Raw genomic sequence first — 15,072 nt, 5'->3', positions numbered from 1 at the left:
ATGAAAGCCAAGTCATTTTTCGATTTTTATTTCCTTAATTTGGTCTTCCGAATAGAGTTCGGCTTGTTTATGTTTTAGACATGCATAGCAGGCGGATCCACCTCAAACTTAGCCTTTGCTTTGGGACCTGAGCAGAGCTTGCAAAAACTTTTAGGAGGCGTGTAAACATGCTGCAGCGTACGGAACGTAAAGATGCCGCCAAGCATCGTGAACTTATTTTGCAAACTGCTGCTCAGTTATTCAACAAGCAAGGTGTCGACAGTGTCAGCATGCACCAAATCGCGAAGACCGCCGGAATCGGGCAAGGGACGCTCTATCGCCGATATTCCTGCAAGGCAGAGCTGTGCATTGAACTGCTGATGGACAGCTTTGAGAAGTTCGTGAAAGCGAATGATCAATATTTATCTGCAGCGGCCGAGCGTCCCGTTCACGAGCGGTTCAAAACCTTTCTCTCCAAATGGATCGATTATATAGCCGATAAAGTTCAATGGCTGAATGCCATCAAGCCGAGCTCTCTCTGTTCGGACGACCATTTGAGAATTTATCGTTCACCGCCGTTTACCTATGTAACAGGTGTCATCAAGCAGCTGCTGGATGAGGGAATCCAGACAGAAACGATCGTTCCCGTTAATACGAGTTTCGCGGCATTCAACGTTGCTTCCTCATTGAGCCCGGAATCATTTCTATTCTTGTACAGTGATCAAAAGCTGACACCGGAGCAAATTAAAGAACATTTTATTAATTTCTATTGGAAGCTGCTCTTCAGGAACCCTTAATGGCAGCCCTTACTCTGCAAACAAAGACGCTTCCCGAAGGTTCGCATGCTGCGAACGCCTGGAAGCGTCTTTGTTTATGATTGCCATATTGCAGCTGCTGCCTCCAAGAGCATCAGACCGCTTAACTGTACACTTAGCTGGACCGGAAGCTCAGGCTGCGGCTAAATGCTTCTATTCTTGCCGCATAGGACGCATCATTTGTCCGCTCGTAAGCGTCGATAAGGACATCCAGGACATGATCCTGCCACCAGTAATAGCAGTTCTCTCCCTTAACACTTGCATTCCTCGGATACCACTGGTTCATAATACCGGTTTGATCATTCATATAATGCTGCAGCAGAGAAGCTTGCATGGCCTCCGCAATTTCCGGCCTGATTACCGATTCCGCTGTGTGTACAGACATATTAGCTCACATTCCTTTCCTTCCTGTTACTTGACCAGTCCTAACCTCGAGAGCTCCGCTGCTTGTTCGAGCAGCTTGATTCCGCTTAATTGCGCGCTAAGCGAGACCACTCCTTCCGATGCTTCAGACCAGTCTGTTCCGAATAATGTCTCATTAGCCGATTTCCCTTGTTCCCAGAGCAGAGTTGCATTCGCAGCGATAAAAGCTGCTGCATCTGCTGCCGTTGAAGCTTCCTTGACAAGCTCTGCGGTATATCGGATAAGAATCCCTTTGAAAAGTCCTCCGTCCCCGTTCCCTTCGTCAGGCAGGACGCTGCTTGCAGGATCAGCCAGCTCCGCTTTGGCAGCTGTATATGTTTTGACCGCATCATCCAAATAAGCCTGATCTTTGATTATGCGGTACAATTCCACAGCAGCCCCAATATAAACGCCCTGGCAGTAAGTGAACTTCCATTCTTTATCGATTCGACCGTCCCCATTCCGGTTCATCCCATCCCATACGAAGCCTGTTTCCGGGTCAACGAGGTACTCCTTCAGCCAATGATAGATTTTTAGCGCCCATTTCAAATCCGTTTCGTTTCCGAATACTTGATATAATCTGACCGCTAATATGGCAGCCGGTCCATTCGCCGGCGTGTTCTTGTAATCGAGCTGGGGCTTCTGCCAGGCAATGCCTCCACCCATATGGTCATTCCAGCCGGTTTTAATATCTTCCCATAAGATGAGAACCGAACGCTTATAGCTTTCATTGCCAGTCACTTGATACGCGCGAAGAAAGGCCAGCGCCATCCATTCCATGTCATCATACAGCTCATTGGGCAATGCCCCGCCGTTGCGCGCTATAATCCCTTCGTGGAAGGTTTCCAGCCGCTTGATATATCGGACATCCTGTGTTCGAATATAGCCGTCAACCAGCACGTCGACCGCATGCGCCATCCACCAATAATGAAAGATCGTATTGCATTCCCCGTTTTGGCAGGGGGTTTCAATGTTATACATGCGAATGGAATCATTCCAAAAAAGGCGATCGAGCGCCTCCTGCGCTTCATCGGCGCGTTTCTCCCATAAGCTCAGCTCTGCTTGTTTCATCATTATTTTCTCTCCCTGAACGACTAGTTTTTTGGTATTCCATTGCTTCTAATCGGACTGCTTGCTAAGCAGCATAACCATCCTCATTTATCCCTTCGTACCGCTGAACGCAATACCCTGTACAAAATACCGCTGCAAGGCAAGGAATAACACGAGAATCGGCAAAATAGCGACAAGCGCGCCAGCCATCATTGGACCAAAGTCCGTCTGGAAGTTGTAAGAGAATGCCTGGAGCCCCATTTGAATCGTCGCTTTGTTAGGATCGTTAAGCACAATCATCGGCCAGAGGAAGCTGTTCCAGCCTGCCTGAAAAGTGAAGATGCTCAGCGTCGCAAGTGCCGGCTTGGTGAGCGGCAAATAGATACGCCAGAAAATCTTAAATTCCCCGCAGCCTTCGATCCTAGCCATTTCCATCATGTCGCTCGGCAGGGTAAGGAAGAACTGACGCATGAAGAACACTGCGAATGTTCCGGAAGCGCCCGGCAGAATAATGCCCCAAAAGGAATTCATCAGGCCCATGCCGCCATGTCCGAGAATATCATTGCCTCCCAGCAGAGGCAGGTGGCGGAGCACGTACACGCTTGGAATCATCGTTACGATGCCTGGAATCATCATAGCAGCCAGCAGCACGCGGAATATCGGTTTATTCAGCTTAAAATTCAGCTTGGCGAAGGCGTAACCCCCCAGCGAACCGAAAAACAAATTCGCCAATACCCCCATTGCGGCCAAGAAGAACGAGTTCCAAAAATATAAGGCGAAAGGCACTGTGCTAAAGGCTTTCCTATAATGCTCGAACGTAATATGCTTCGGAATCCATTTAATCGGCATTGCAAATATTTCATCATCCGGCTTGATGGATGTCAGAACACTCCAATAAAAAGGAAGGAACATCACGATGGCAATGACCGTACACGATAAATAAAAAAGCGACTTTGTCAGCGTCTGCTTCAACGCAGAATGACCGATTGAATCCATTTACATCTACCTCCTATATAACGGATTCTTCCGCTTTCGTTATCCGCATGTTGATTAATGAGAAAATAAGAATCGCAATCGCGAGCACAAACGCCTGCGCAGAGGCATAGCCCATTTGCAGCTGATTGAAGCCCTGCTGATAGATTAAATAGACCGGCGTCTTGGTCACGTTAGCAGGTCCGCCCTGCGTCAGCACGAACGCTTGATCAAACAGCTGCAGTGCGCTGATGATCGACATTGTACTGACAAGAAACGTAGTCGGACGAAGCTGCGGCCATGTGATAAAGCGGAAGCAATCGAACTTCGTTGCACCGTCAAGCCTAGCCGATTCATACAAATAATCGGGTACTCCTTGAAGTCCGGCCAAATAGATGACCATATTGGAGCCAACCGACTGCCACAACGTGACCATGATAATAGAGAGCATCGCCGTTTCGGTTTGTGAAACCCAGGCAGGTCCCGTAATGCCTACATAAGATAACATTCCGTTTACAAGGCCGTACTCAGGGTGCAGCAGCCAAATCCATACCGTAGCTGCTGCGACCGATGAGGTAAGCGTCGGCAAATAATTAAGCGTCCGGAACACTTTAACACCACGCCATGCCCGGTTCAGCAATATCGCCAGCAGCAACGAAATGAGAATATTCAAAGGGACAAAAATGACCGCATACAAAAATACATTTTTAAACGTCGTCCAAAGGAGTGCATCATGGATTAACCCGCGATAATTTTCCAGTCCGATCCAATCATTTTTGTTCAGAACATCGTAATTAGTGAAGCTCAGATATAAAGCCATGATAACAGGTATGACCGTAAATACGGCGAACAACAGCACCGTCGGCGTTATGAACAAATAAGCGGTCCTCGCTTGATGCCTCTCAATCTTTCTGACGGTAGCCACCCGAACTCCCCCTAACAGCAAAATACTTTTATTTTCATTCGTTTGTTGGAAAGGGAGGCAGAGCCTCCCCTTTTCCTGCATTTCCGTGCTATTTGGCAATCTCATTGTCTTTGAGCAGCTTATCGCCCTGTTCTTGGGCTTTCTTCAGCGTATCCTCGATGCTTTGTTTGTTCTGCTGGAACAATTGAAGGTAAGGCGTCAGCGCATCGGATTCCATGACGGAATAACCAGGGTGCGCGGGACGGATTTTGGCAAATTCAAGCGTTTCCATGAACGGCTTCCAATGCGGATCTTCCTTGAAGAAGGGGTCTTCCAGCGCTGGCTTGTAAGCTGGAATGTTGTAGCTGGTTTTGGCCCAAAGCATCGCATTGTCCTTGTTTGCCAGCCACCATTTGATAAATTCCCAAGATTCGTCATGATACTTGGAGTCTTCCGGCATAACCAGACCGAATCCCCCCATCACACTGCCTTTATCGCCGCTTGGACCTGCAGGCGGAGGAACAATTCCAAAGTCTAAGTCTTTGCCGTATTTCTTATAAGTGCTCAGCATCCACGGTCCGGAATACAGCATGGCAACTTTGCCCGTTACGAACGCATCCGTTCCCTTTCCAAGACCCTGCTCGAAGCCGACCTTGTAGACTTTATCCTTGTTCATCAAGTCAGACCAGAATTGGAGCACCTGTTTACCTTTATCATTGTTGAAATTGGTTTTGCCGTCTTCCGTCAGCATTTGGCCTCCGGCTTGCTGCAAGTACATGTTGAACAATCCGAGATCACCCATCGAGAATCCGGAAACTTCGAGCTTGCTGCCATTCCACTTGGTCAGCTTCGTAGCTGCAGTTTCCAGCTCAGCCCATGTTGTCGGCGGCTGCAAGCCTGCGTCGGCCAGAAGCTTCTTGTTGTAAAATAAAGCCCTAGCATCGACTGTCAGAGGTAGACCGTATAATTTATCTTCATAGGAGAGCTCTCTTAGTGATTCACCGTAATAATCATCGCGCGATATGTTATCGCGTGATAAATACTCATCAATCGGATGAAGGACGTTTTTCGGTGCGTACAGCGATGTCCGCCAGCGGTCCCAGAACAGAATGTCCGGGGCGCCGCCCGAAGTCGCAGCCGTTAGAAACTTCGTGATCATGTCCTGTTGAAGCACATATTTCACATGAATTTTATTCTGCGATTTATTGAAAGCGTCGATCATCGTCTCGAACTGCTTCTGACCTTCACCGCCCCAATCGCCCCAGAAAGTGAGTTCGGTTTTCTCGCCGCCCCCATTGGCGCTGCCGGTATTCCCATCTTTGCTGCCGGTATTCCCATCTTTGCTGCCGCTGCCGCCGCAGCCTGCTGCGACTGCTGTCATCATGGAGAGAGTCAGTAAACTGATAAGCCATTTTTTCTTCATGCTTTCATCCCCTTATGTTTAAGTGCATGGCTTTGTTGCAGGGCCGCTCAGCCGCCCTGAGATAACCTTGGTTACCGTTTCACTTGAATGCCGCATTGCTGAAGGAGAAACTCACAGAACATCATGTTCGCCCATGAAAACCAAGGTCTCGTAAATGCTGAAGGATCGTCCACATGGAAGCCCTCGTGCATATACCCCGTTCCCGCATCGGTATGTTCCATTAGATCAAGTAGGTGATCCTTCTCTTCATTTGATATCGCTGTCATTCCTTGAATTGCCAAAGCGATATGCCAGATATAATGAGGCGGTGTATGCGGGCTGCCGATACCTGAAGCTGCTGTCCCTTCAAAATAATAAGGATTGTGGCGGCTTAAAATCATACTGCGAGTGTTGATGTAAACAGGATCTTCCGCATCTGTGTATCCGAGATACGGAATGGACAGCAAGCTTGGGACATTGGCATCGTCCATAAAGTTATAATTTCCAAATCCGTCGATTTCATAAGCGAATACTTTGCCGAACTCCGGATGGTCCACCGTTCCATGCTTCCGGATCCCTTCATCGATCTCGTCAGCCAGCTGCTTCGCTTCCATAGCCATCGCTTCATCCTGCAGTACCTGCTCCGCTATTTCGGCTGCATAACGCAGCACAACGACAGCGAACATATTAGCTGGAATCAGATATCCATAGGTACACGCATCGTCGCTCGGACGGAAACCTGACCATGTCATTCCCGTATAAGCCGTTAAGGAACCTTTACCATCGCGTGTAAGGGTATCTGTTGACGGGCAGTTCAGCCGCTGAAATCTATATTCGGAAGCGCTTTCATGTCGTCGCTCCGTCCGCCATAATTTCATGATCTTCTCCACACCAAGGCGGAACGTCTCATTAAATTGGGCCGTTCTTCCGGCGTTCTTCCATAACAGATAGCTTAACTGGATCGGATAGCATAGAGAGTCGATCTCATATTTCCTCTCCCAAACCGCCGGGGTCATCTCTGTTAAGTCCTCTTGGTGACCATGTCCGTTTGCCGTTTCGTTAAAAGCATTCGCATAAGGATCAAGGTTAACAAATTCAAATTGCCGCTCAACGAGTCCTTGAATCAGATCGGCTATCTGTTCGTCTTCCGAGGAAAGAATAAGATAAGGCCGAAGCTGCGCCGCCGAATCCCGAAGCCACATGGCGGGTATGTCTCCTGTAATGACAAAGGTCGATCCATCCGGCAGCCGCTTGATGGTCGTGTTCCACGTATTGCTAATGCATTGCTCGAACATCGCTGCCAATTTCGCGCGGTCTGGCAACAGCTGACTTTTAACGCGTGCAATCAACTGCTTTAACGTTTCTGGTAATACTAAAGTTGAGCTCAGATGTCCCCCCCCCAATCTTGTTAAATATTCATTCGTGATTGAACGCTGCCCCCAACCCTAGAGTCGGGCAAACCATTCATTCGTGAATGAACCGTTTTCATAAACTTAGTATATTGGTATGATATCTATATGTCAATAAGTTTTTATACTAGTATGCTAATATAATTAACTTGCTTTTAATATAAGCATCCGGACAACAAAAAAACTCTATCCTAGGGATAGAGTTTGTATAATCGATTTATTACTACAAACGGCTGATATTGGCAGGACCCGTTGATTCACCGATTACCAGGGTAGCCTCAAGTTTTATTTTATTAGGTACGGACTGCCCGTTCATAATGCTCAGCACGTTCTCAACGGCAATCCCTCCCATCTCCTCCTCATTTTGCCGCATATGTGTGAATGAATAGCCGCCTCCCAGATGAGTGGGCGGACTATCGAAGCAGACTATGGATATGTCTTGAGGAATCTGCAGCCCCAATCGCTCTACCGCTGTTTTTGCCAGCAAGGCAATGTTATATTCAATCGCGAATAATGCGGTAATAGCGGGATTTTGCTTCAAATGATCAATTAACCTTTCGATATCGCGTTCCACATTATTGGGATCGTTAAAAGAATCCGGGAGGGTGGACATCAAGTCATTCACCCACAGCCCCTTATCGACAATAACCCCGCGCTGAGCATGCGCTTGAATAAACCCTTCAATCCGGTCTTCGACAGCAGTCGTATCATCCGGAGGCGGAGATAAAAATGAAATATGGGTATGACCTAGTCCGAACAAATACTCGGTTGCTTTCGCAGCCGCTGCCGCATTATCGGTGCTGATCGATGCTGCCGCTACGCCCTTCAGGTAACGGTCAACAAGCACTAGCGGAAACCGTTGAATGACGAGCTTCAATATTTCTGCATTGAAGTATTCGCCTTGCGCTGGAAATACAATTAGACCGTCCACACCATGGTCCAGCATCTTCTGGATAGCCACCTCCTCATTGGCAGGAATGCCTAACGAGCGCCGCAGCACAAGAAAGCAATCATGATCTCTGGAAGCTTTCTCCATTCCGTAGATCAAGCCCGTCCCATAGCTATTGCCGAAATCGGTGATCACCACCCCTATCGTGGTTATATCTTTGTTAGCTCTTGCCGGTGTCTTATACTGCACAGAGTTGAGCTCTTCAGCCTCGTTGAAATCCACAGCAGGATCTGCTACAAAGGAGCCTCTTCCCGGCTTCCGCACGATAAGCTGTTCACCTGCCAGCATTTCCAGCGCCTTCTTGCTCGTAATGCGGCTCACATTGTAAGCATCAGCGAGCTCCTTCTCGGAAGGAATTCGCTCTCCCACCTTGTAGACTTGGGTAACGATTTGCTGTTTTACTTCATCGAAAATCTTCTCATACATCGGCCTTGATGATGTCTCGTTCACCGCAGCGCAACCTCCCTACTTTATGCAAACTCTTATATATAATAATATATCATGTCATGTTAAAGTTGTCGATAATGACAACAATGACAAGTACGGCAGTGGATATCATCGCTGAGCTTAAGCTTGTGCATGGAGCAGCCATTCATTACGGCTTTATCCTCAGCAAATGTGCCCCAAGGCATCGGTCTCGTTAAGCCCATGTTTGCGGGAACCAGCAGGCTGGATTCCTCGAAAAAACAGCAATCTGGCTGTAAATGAGACAAGAGCCGGCACCCTAGGTGCCGGCTCTTGTCTCTGCTCTTCCATACAGACGGGTAGCAGCGTCTGGTTAATGGCCTTGAGCTGGAACAGTGCACGGGGAATACGGCTATTTGAGCTTGGCGCTGTTCCAGTCGCTGAGGAATTTCTCAATCCCAATATCCGTTAACGGATGCTTCCACAATACAGGAAGCAGTGATCCCGGAATGGTTGCAATATGCGCACCTGCGAGGGCTGCTTTCTCCACATGTCCAATGTTACGGATACTCGCGGAAATGATCTCCGTAGTAAACCCGTAGTTGTCCAGAATCTTCTTCAAATCACTGACAAGCTGCAGACCGTCCGTACCGATATCATCCAGCCTGCCGATAAACGGGCTGATGAACGTTGCCCCCGCCTTAGCAGCCATCAAACCTTGTGCGGCTGAGAATACCAGCGTCACATTCGTCTTAATTCCTTTATGAAACAGCTCGTTGCAAGCGTACAAGCCGTCTTCGGTCATGGGAAGCTTGATTACGATATTAGGTGCCCATGCCGCGATTTCATAAGCTTCCTTCAGCATCTCCTCCGCTTTGGTTCCAATAACCTCCGCGCTGACGGGTCCGTCCACAATGCTGCAAATTTCTTGAATGACGTCTTTAAAATTCCGGCCTGCTTTGGCGATAAGAGACGGATTGGTTGTAATGCCGTCTACAAGTCCAAGTCTAGCTATACGTTTGATTTCAGCAACATTAGCGGTATCAAGAAAAAACTTCACTTTAAGCCACATTCCCTGTATCAAAGTATGGACTCCATCCTAGAACTTACCTCATTATGAATACTAATAATCACCCTTTAGTGCTTGAGGTCTCCTAGAATAGGCTTGTTTGGCAGGTAGTGCAGTGATTTAATATAACGGATGGTACGCGTTTGGGCACGCATAACGATGGAATGCGTCTCCGCACGCTGGCCTTCCAGCATGCGAACCCCGCCAAGGAATTCACCTGGCGTTACTCCCGTTGCAGCGAATATGACATCCCCCGTGCCAATCATATCTTCCATCCGCAGCAGCTTGCGCGGATCGGTTAGCCCCATGCTTATGCAGCGCTGGCTCTGCTCCTCGTTCTCAGGCATAAGTCTGCCCTGGATTTCGCCGCCCAGACATTTGAGCGCCGCGGCTGCAAGCACGCCCTCAGGCGCACCTCCTGATCCCACATACAAATCAATTCCGGTCTCCGCGAACGCCGGTGCAATAGCGCCTGCTACATCACCGTCGGACAGAAACTTAATTCGCACGCCTACTTCACGCAGGGAAGCGATGAGCGATTGATGGCGCTCCCGGTCAAGAATCATCACGGTCAAGTCCGAAACCTGCTTGTTCAGTGCAAGAGCGGCTTTCTCCACAGTCGTGCGGATCGGATCAAATAAGCTAAGCTTGCCAGCCAAGGACGGCCCGACAGCTAACTTCTCCATGTACATATCCGGAGCATGCAGCAGATTCCCTTTGGGTGCGACAGCAATAACGGCCAATGCATTGTTCAGTCCTCGTGCTACAAGCTCCGTTCCTTCAAGCGGATCAACCGCAACGTCGACTTCAGGTCCTTGCAGACTTCCTACTTCTTCTCCTATATATAACATGGGAGCTTCGTCCATTTCGCCTTCACCAATGACAACTGTCCCCTTAACGGAGACTGAATCCAGCATCCCCCGCATGGCATTCGTCGCCGCCTCGTCGGCATGATGCTTATCGCCTCTTCCCATCCACGGCGCTGCTGCCAAAGCAGCAAGCTCCGTCACCCTTACAATCTCTAGTGCCAACTCGCGTTCCATTAAGCAAGGACTCCCTTCAGAAAACTCAGTATAATTTTCGGTGACCGTTTCTTCATGCGGCAGAATTAAAGCTCCTGCAGCCACTGCGTGATCGTACCTGCTGTTTCTTCAATCGCTTTTTCGGTAACATCAATAACAGGACAGCGAAGCGACTTCATAATCGTATCCGCATATTGCAGCTCGGCTTGAATTCGCTCTGTGGATGCATATTGCGCGGAGAAAGGCAGACCCATCGCCTTCAACCGTTCCGTTCTTATGCTGGCCAGCTGTTCGGGCTTCATCGTCAGACCGACAATCAGCTGCTTCCTGCCGCTTTGCAGTTCAGATGGTAATTTCACCTCAGGCAGCAAGGGCAAATTGGCAACCCGGATTCCTTTATGAGCCAGATAGATGCTGAGCGGTGTCTTTGAGGTGCGTGATACCCCCACCAATACGACCTGCGCCAGCAGTAAGCCCCGGGTATCCTTACCATCATCATATTTCACAGCAAATTCTACAGCTTCTATGCGGCGAAAATAGTCTTCGTCAAGCGTGTGCAGCAGCCCTGGTGTTCGCTTGGGTGAGTCATTGAAAGTATCAATGAACGCCTGCAGCATCGGTCCGAGCACATCAACCGCCCGAACACCTTTACGCAGCGCTTCTTCCTTCATCGTCTCCCTAAGTTCAGGTTGGACAAGCGTGAATGCTATAAAACCGCCATTTACAACCGCTTCATCGACGATTTGGATGACTTCCTCCTCTGTTTTCAAGTAACTGAAGCGTTTGAGCTTGATCTGCTCGAAAGTAAATTGACGCATAGCGGCTTTGGCTACCGCTTCAGCTGTTTCCCCGACCGCATCGGAACAAATATAAATATAATGCGGCTGTTTCCCCAGCTCCTCCAAATTGTGCATCCCCCTTAGCTCCCCTTATTCCGTCATCCAGCGGAGGATATTTGTTTTGCTAATCCAACCGATAACCTCTACCCGCGATGTACCTTCTCCGGATACGACAGGCAGACCGTCAAGTTCATGAACAAGAAGCTTATTAACAGCTTCCAGTAAAGGCTGCTCCGGCCGAACAGCTGCAATTGCCGTCAGTCGATTCATAGCGATACTGATCGGAATCGAAGCTGCATTTGAATTTCCAAGCGTTACCTTTAACAGATCCTTCGGCGTTACAACCCCAATTAGATGCTGCTTGTCATCGACGACAGTCAGTGCCTCTGCGTTGCCCATGAATAGCGAAATGACCGCATCATGTACAGAGAGGGTCTCTGATATGTTGACAGGCAATCCCTGAGCGTCTTTAACCTTTGCACTTTCCCAGCGTTTCAGTCCCAGCTCCTTGCCGCTGGCTGCCTCGCCTGGGAAATAACCGACCTTTGGCTTAGCCTCAAGCAGACCGAGCATGACGAGCAGCGATAGATCAGCACGCAGTGTAGGTTTGCCAATCCCCATCATCTCCGCAAGCTGATCACCTGTAATCGGGGCATGTGTTTTCACTAATTTCAATATTTCGCGTTGTCTCGCTGATAAGGTGATGAAAACCACTCCCCTGACATCTTATATCGATAATGCACAGTCTATTCGATATTTGTGACGTCTTATTCAATAAATAATGTATCATAATTCTTTTTTAATACACAACAATAATTTTTAAATCATGCTAAATCTTAAAAAAACAAAAAAACCGATTCAGCAATCGAATCCGTTTTTCCCCGGTCAGGAACCCCCCTTACATCCAATGAAAAGAGCCCTTCTACCCGCCAGTTTGCCTTTATGCTATAATTAACGTTCCCAAACCGCCTGAGAGGAGCAATATCTATGCGTATGAATCGCTATCATTCCTTTATATGCAAGCTGTTGCTTGTTCTGGCGCTGTCGGTCCTTTCTTTGCCTCTTCAAGACATCAAGGTCGACAATAGTGAACATCAGATACACTTAACCCAAGTCAGCAAGGAAAAGATAAGTATCCCGCTTACTCCTGCTCATCATCATCACGTCCTCCCAATGGCTGTGAATTTCGTTCTTCTCATCAGCCTGCTGATTTATATCATCATTTCTGCTGCTTATACCGTCTGGAAATATCAAACGGATATTTATAAACAGCTGCTTGCGCAGTGGCTTAAACCGAATAAATATAGGACCACCTACGTCGGCCTATGTACCCTAACCTCAATCATACTAATTCTGGAGGGGTACAAATGGAGGAAGAAAACAAGAATGCTGTCGCTCAGGTTCAGGAAGATGCCGACTATTTACGCTGGAAACGCGAGCTTCGATCGGTCCTGTTTTATCTTGGAACTGTAACTATTTTCCTACTTGCCGCTTATTACTTTTACAAAAAATGAAATAAGGACGAGAGGCTCGGGAGAGCCTCTTTTTTTATCTTGAATAACCTACGGTATTACCGTATATTAACATTAACTATATTAATAGATTGAATGGCATCTTCTTCAAGTTTCGTTTACATAAATGGACAAATTTCTTTCTCGAGCCCACGCTCTATGTAGGCAAAAAGACCTCAACAAGTGGAGAACAACCAAGGAATAATTACGATAGATACCCACTGCGGGAAGGAATGTTGGATGTGTTTGAATTTCTAGGCTACATGTTTTTTTCGACCATCGAAGGATTTGCTGTTTATGCTTTAATTCTTTACATTTTCAGATATGATTTGAAGCGATTTTTCTGGCATGCCCTGCTTATGATCGAGCTTGTTAACCTGCAAAGTTATATTACTCGCGAAGAACTTTCAATCTCTTATATTTCGCCTATTCTCTCATTGGTAACCGTCATGTTGTTCTTAACAACCATTGCCCGCATTCCAATCATTTGGTCGATGATCATATCCGCTTTAGGCTATGCGGCTTTTGCGCTTTTGCAATCTGTTATTGTCTTTGCCTCATTCGGATTTCTGTCCATTAATGAAGTTCAGACTGTCGCTTACAAAGGCTATTTACTCCAAACGCTGACAGGAGCGATTGGAACCTTTATAGGCTATAAGATCTACAAGCTTGGGTACGGCTTCACATTCGAGTTCGAGAAACAACAGCGATATAAATGGGAAAAGCCTCTCATCATCATTCTAATGGTTATCTTCTTCATTTCAATTGGAAGCATGCTTTACTTCAAGGATTTCTACCTTAATTCCATCCTGCTGGTCGTATTGCTGATCATATTCTTGTATTACTCCATCCGGAAGGAGCAGGAACCTATCAGATGATTAACAGCCTGGCTCAGCTTATTGCCGTTCGAATTAAGCTTGTCGTTCCTGATCACCCCGCAAGCGTTAATGTACTACGATATTCCATCTCTTTTTTCCTGAATGCGCTGTTCATTATCTTACTTTCCCTTCTCATAGCTCTATTGACGCACAGAGTTCCGGAAGCAGGAATTGTCCTCGTTGCCTTCGCCGCCCTTCGCCAGGTATCAGGCGGCGCACATTTAAAATCAGGGACGCTTTGTGTAGTCGTCTCTACAGCAATCATTACCGTCCTATCGTTTATGTCGTTTATGAATGATTCTTCCATCCTCTGGACGAATCTTGCATCCCTGCTGCTCGTATCTCTCTTCGCACCCTCGCGAATCGAACAGCAAACACGAATTAAAGAAACCTATTATCCCTTGCTAAAAATTCTCTCGATCGTCATGGTCGGCTCCAACTTCCTTATTGGTTCATCGGTACTGGCTGCCACTTTTCTTGCACAGTCCCTTACTTTGATCAGACAAGTTCCCGGAAGGAGGTGAATCCATATGAAAAAAAGAACTTTTTCATTGCTTGCAACTTTTCTTGCCGGTGCTGCCGTCTTAGTAGTATCAACCGCTAGTTGGTTTTATGTGCATCAGGAGCCCACACCTGAAGAGCTTCTGAAGTAAAAATTATGGAGATGAGATGGTCCTATGAGAAAACTCTCTGTCAGTAGAGATATTGACGGAAAACACGGGTTCATCCTTGTCGACATTAGTGAAATTATCTACATCGAATATGATGGAATTGTCAACAGGGTGTATGTCCACACAATCAATGATGTATTCTATACCATGGGTACATTAAAGTATTTTGTTGAAGGACTGAATGCAAGCGGCTTCGACTTCAAACTTGTGGATCGGAACAGCGCGGTCCATATGGATAAAATTGTAAGATTAGACCAAAAGTTAAAAATGGCCTTTTTCGAATTAGAGATTACCAAGAAGTCAAAATGCTGCACAATCGCTAATCGGAATTTTCCTGAGGTTGTCCGAAGTCTTACAAATTCCATTATTTTGGCTTGACTGAAGAAGCTGCAGAAATGCGGCTTTTTTAGTTAGGGCGGCAAAAGCAATTAGCTTAAATGGTATCGATAAAAATAAGAGGCATATCTCTATAGAGAGATACAGCCTCTATAATATTTGCGAGCTCGTTCTTGAAACATCGCCAGTTTCTCAGGACAGAAACCGGACAGTTACTTAAGGAATATGCTCACGATAAACATTGCGAACCCTAGAACTATGTTGGTCCATCCGAGAAATCGCGACACCTTCTGCTCCTTGTACATCTCTTTTTCTCCATAAGCTTTGATATCGATATGAATGATCAAGAACCCGGTTAATAACAATAAGGGGATGGAGTAAGTGACAAAACTGACAGCGGTAATGCCCCCATTAACCATGTATGTAACCCCCTTATCCTACGTTTTGGAATTGCCTGTC

General features: G+C 47.2%; 18 protein-coding genes. 6 read left to right on the top strand and 12 right to left on the bottom strand.

The genetic code is table 11. The features are described 5' to 3' along the window. The first annotated feature begins 167 nt into the window (after positions 1-167). A complete protein-coding gene (locus ACFPYJ_RS31305) occupies positions 168-776 on the top strand; it encodes a TetR/AcrR family transcriptional regulator (RefSeq protein WP_379192182.1) in 609 nt (202 codons plus the stop codon). Positions 777-909: 133 nt separating this feature from the next. Here the strand turns inward: ACFPYJ_RS31305 and ACFPYJ_RS31300 are convergent, their stop codons facing one another. The 11 genes from ACFPYJ_RS31300 to ACFPYJ_RS31250 form a co-directional block, all read right to left on the bottom strand. Beyond that, positions 910-1,179, bottom strand: a complete 270-nt coding sequence (locus ACFPYJ_RS31300; RefSeq protein WP_379192181.1) for a hypothetical protein — start codon at positions 1,177-1,179, stop codon at positions 910-912. A gap of 26 nt (positions 1,180-1,205) precedes the next feature. Beyond that, on the bottom strand, positions 1,206-2,270 hold the full coding sequence (locus ACFPYJ_RS31295) for a glycoside hydrolase family 76 protein (protein WP_379192180.1): 1,065 nt from the start codon (positions 2,268-2,270) through the stop codon (positions 1,206-1,208). 84 nt (positions 2,271-2,354) lie between these two features. Further along, a complete protein-coding gene (locus ACFPYJ_RS31290; protein ID WP_379192179.1) occupies positions 2,355-3,242 on the bottom strand; it encodes a carbohydrate ABC transporter permease in 888 nt (295 codons plus the stop codon). Between the two features lie 13 nt (positions 3,243-3,255). Then, complete coding sequence (locus ACFPYJ_RS31285; protein WP_379192178.1) at positions 3,256-4,143, bottom strand: carbohydrate ABC transporter permease; 888 nt, start codon at positions 4,141-4,143, stop codon at positions 3,256-3,258. Positions 4,144-4,231: 88 nt separating this feature from the next. After that, complete coding sequence (locus ACFPYJ_RS31280) at positions 4,232-5,545, bottom strand: ABC transporter substrate-binding protein (RefSeq protein ID WP_379192177.1); 1,314 nt, start codon at positions 5,543-5,545, stop codon at positions 4,232-4,234. A gap of 71 nt (positions 5,546-5,616) precedes the next feature. Then, positions 5,617-6,819 carry a glycoside hydrolase family 125 protein gene (locus tag ACFPYJ_RS31275; protein ID WP_379192218.1) on the bottom strand — a complete coding sequence of 401 codons (1,203 nt, stop codon included), beginning with the start codon at positions 6,817-6,819 and terminating at the stop codon, positions 5,617-5,619. Between the two features lie 337 nt (positions 6,820-7,156). Next, positions 7,157-8,332, bottom strand: a complete 1,176-nt coding sequence (locus tag ACFPYJ_RS31270) for a GntR family transcriptional regulator (RefSeq protein WP_379192176.1) — start codon at positions 8,330-8,332, stop codon at positions 7,157-7,159. Positions 8,333-8,699: 367 nt separating this feature from the next. Next, positions 8,700-9,347 (bottom strand): fructose-6-phosphate aldolase, encoded by a 648-nt coding sequence (gene fsa, locus ACFPYJ_RS31265; RefSeq protein WP_379192216.1) that lies wholly within the window; start codon positions 9,345-9,347, stop codon positions 8,700-8,702. A 77-nt stretch (positions 9,348-9,424) separates the two neighbouring features. Beyond that, complete coding sequence (gene glpX / locus ACFPYJ_RS31260; RefSeq protein WP_379192175.1) at positions 9,425-10,399, bottom strand: class II fructose-bisphosphatase; 975 nt, start codon at positions 10,397-10,399, stop codon at positions 9,425-9,427. 65 nt (positions 10,400-10,464) lie between these two features. After that, positions 10,465-11,292 (bottom strand): pyruvate, water dikinase regulatory protein, encoded by an 828-nt coding sequence (locus ACFPYJ_RS31255; protein WP_379192174.1) that lies wholly within the window; start codon positions 11,290-11,292, stop codon positions 10,465-10,467. Between the two features lie 15 nt (positions 11,293-11,307). Then, on the bottom strand, positions 11,308-11,931 hold the full coding sequence (locus tag ACFPYJ_RS31250) for a CBS domain-containing protein (protein ID WP_379192173.1): 624 nt from the start codon (positions 11,929-11,931) through the stop codon (positions 11,308-11,310). A 653-nt stretch (positions 11,932-12,584) separates the two neighbouring features. On the opposite strand from ACFPYJ_RS31250, the gene ACFPYJ_RS31245 reads away from it, so the two are divergent. From ACFPYJ_RS31245 to ACFPYJ_RS31225, 5 genes are all read left to right on the top strand, one after another. Further along, positions 12,585-12,731 carry a hypothetical protein gene (locus ACFPYJ_RS31245; protein ID WP_379192172.1) on the top strand — a complete coding sequence of 49 codons (147 nt, stop codon included), beginning with the start codon at positions 12,585-12,587 and terminating at the stop codon, positions 12,729-12,731. Between the two features lie 239 nt (positions 12,732-12,970). Beyond that, on the top strand, positions 12,971-13,606 hold the full coding sequence (locus ACFPYJ_RS31240) for a hypothetical protein (protein ID WP_379192171.1): 636 nt from the start codon (positions 12,971-12,973) through the stop codon (positions 13,604-13,606). After that, positions 13,603-14,130, top strand: a complete 528-nt coding sequence (locus ACFPYJ_RS31235; RefSeq protein WP_379192170.1) for an accessory gene regulator ArgB-like protein — start codon at positions 13,603-13,605, stop codon at positions 14,128-14,130. Before ACFPYJ_RS31240 ends, ACFPYJ_RS31235 begins: the two co-directional genes overlap by 4 nt. 6 nt (positions 14,131-14,136) lie before the next feature. After that, positions 14,137-14,259 (top strand): cyclic lactone autoinducer peptide, encoded by a 123-nt coding sequence (locus ACFPYJ_RS31230; RefSeq protein ID WP_379192169.1) that lies wholly within the window; start codon positions 14,137-14,139, stop codon positions 14,257-14,259. Between the two features lie 24 nt (positions 14,260-14,283). Next, complete coding sequence (locus ACFPYJ_RS31225; protein ID WP_379192168.1) at positions 14,284-14,655, top strand: LytTR family DNA-binding domain-containing protein; 372 nt, start codon at positions 14,284-14,286, stop codon at positions 14,653-14,655. Between the two features lie 170 nt (positions 14,656-14,825). Here ACFPYJ_RS31225 and ACFPYJ_RS31220 read toward each other — a convergent pair whose 3' ends face one another. Further along, a complete protein-coding gene (locus ACFPYJ_RS31220) occupies positions 14,826-15,032 on the bottom strand; it encodes a CLC_0170 family protein (protein WP_379192167.1) in 207 nt (68 codons plus the stop codon). Positions 15,033-15,072: the final 40 nt, after the last annotated feature.

This window comes from Paenibacillus solisilvae, assembly GCF_042656405.1.
GTDB lineage: Bacteria > Bacillota > Bacilli > Paenibacillales > Paenibacillaceae > Paenibacillus_Z > Paenibacillus_Z solisilvae.
Note: the sequence above shows the minus strand (reverse complement) of the source record. Positions and strands in the feature narration are given on the sequence as shown.

Bases quoted from the DNA above. Each gene is read 5' to 3' on its own strand.
- ACFPYJ_RS31305 (WP_379192182.1), top strand. From the start codon at position 168: ATGCTGCAGCGTACGGAACGTAAAGATGCCGCCAAGCATCGTGAACTT.
- ACFPYJ_RS31300 (WP_379192181.1), bottom strand. From the start codon at position 1,179: ATGTCTGTACACACAGCGGAATCGGTAATCAGGCCGGAAATTGCGGAG.
- ACFPYJ_RS31295 (WP_379192180.1), bottom strand. From the start codon at position 2,270: ATGATGAAACAAGCAGAGCTGAGCTTATGGGAGAAACGCGCCGATGAA.
- ACFPYJ_RS31290 (WP_379192179.1), bottom strand. From the start codon at position 3,242: ATGGATTCAATCGGTCATTCTGCGTTGAAGCAGACGCTGACAAAGTCG.
- ACFPYJ_RS31280 (WP_379192177.1), bottom strand. From the start codon at position 5,545: ATGAAGAAAAAATGGCTTATCAGTTTACTGACTCTCTCCATGATGACA.
- ACFPYJ_RS31275 (WP_379192218.1), bottom strand. From the start codon at position 6,819: ATGTTCGAGCAATGCATTAGCAATACGTGGAACACGACCATCAAGCGG.
- glpX (WP_379192175.1), bottom strand. From the start codon at position 10,399: ATGGAACGCGAGTTGGCACTAGAGATTGTAAGGGTGACGGAGCTTGCT.
- ACFPYJ_RS31255 (WP_379192174.1), bottom strand. From the start codon at position 11,292: ATGCACAATTTGGAGGAGCTGGGGAAACAGCCGCATTATATTTATATT.
- ACFPYJ_RS31245 (WP_379192172.1), top strand. From the start codon at position 12,585: ATGGAGGAAGAAAACAAGAATGCTGTCGCTCAGGTTCAGGAAGATGCC.
- ACFPYJ_RS31235 (WP_379192170.1), top strand. From the start codon at position 13,603: ATGATTAACAGCCTGGCTCAGCTTATTGCCGTTCGAATTAAGCTTGTC.
- ACFPYJ_RS31230 (WP_379192169.1), top strand. From the start codon at position 14,137: ATGAAAAAAAGAACTTTTTCATTGCTTGCAACTTTTCTTGCCGGTGCT.
- ACFPYJ_RS31225 (WP_379192168.1), top strand. From the start codon at position 14,284: ATGAGAAAACTCTCTGTCAGTAGAGATATTGACGGAAAACACGGGTTC.
- ACFPYJ_RS31220 (WP_379192167.1), bottom strand. From the start codon at position 15,032: ATGGTTAATGGGGGCATTACCGCTGTCAGTTTTGTCACTTACTCCATC.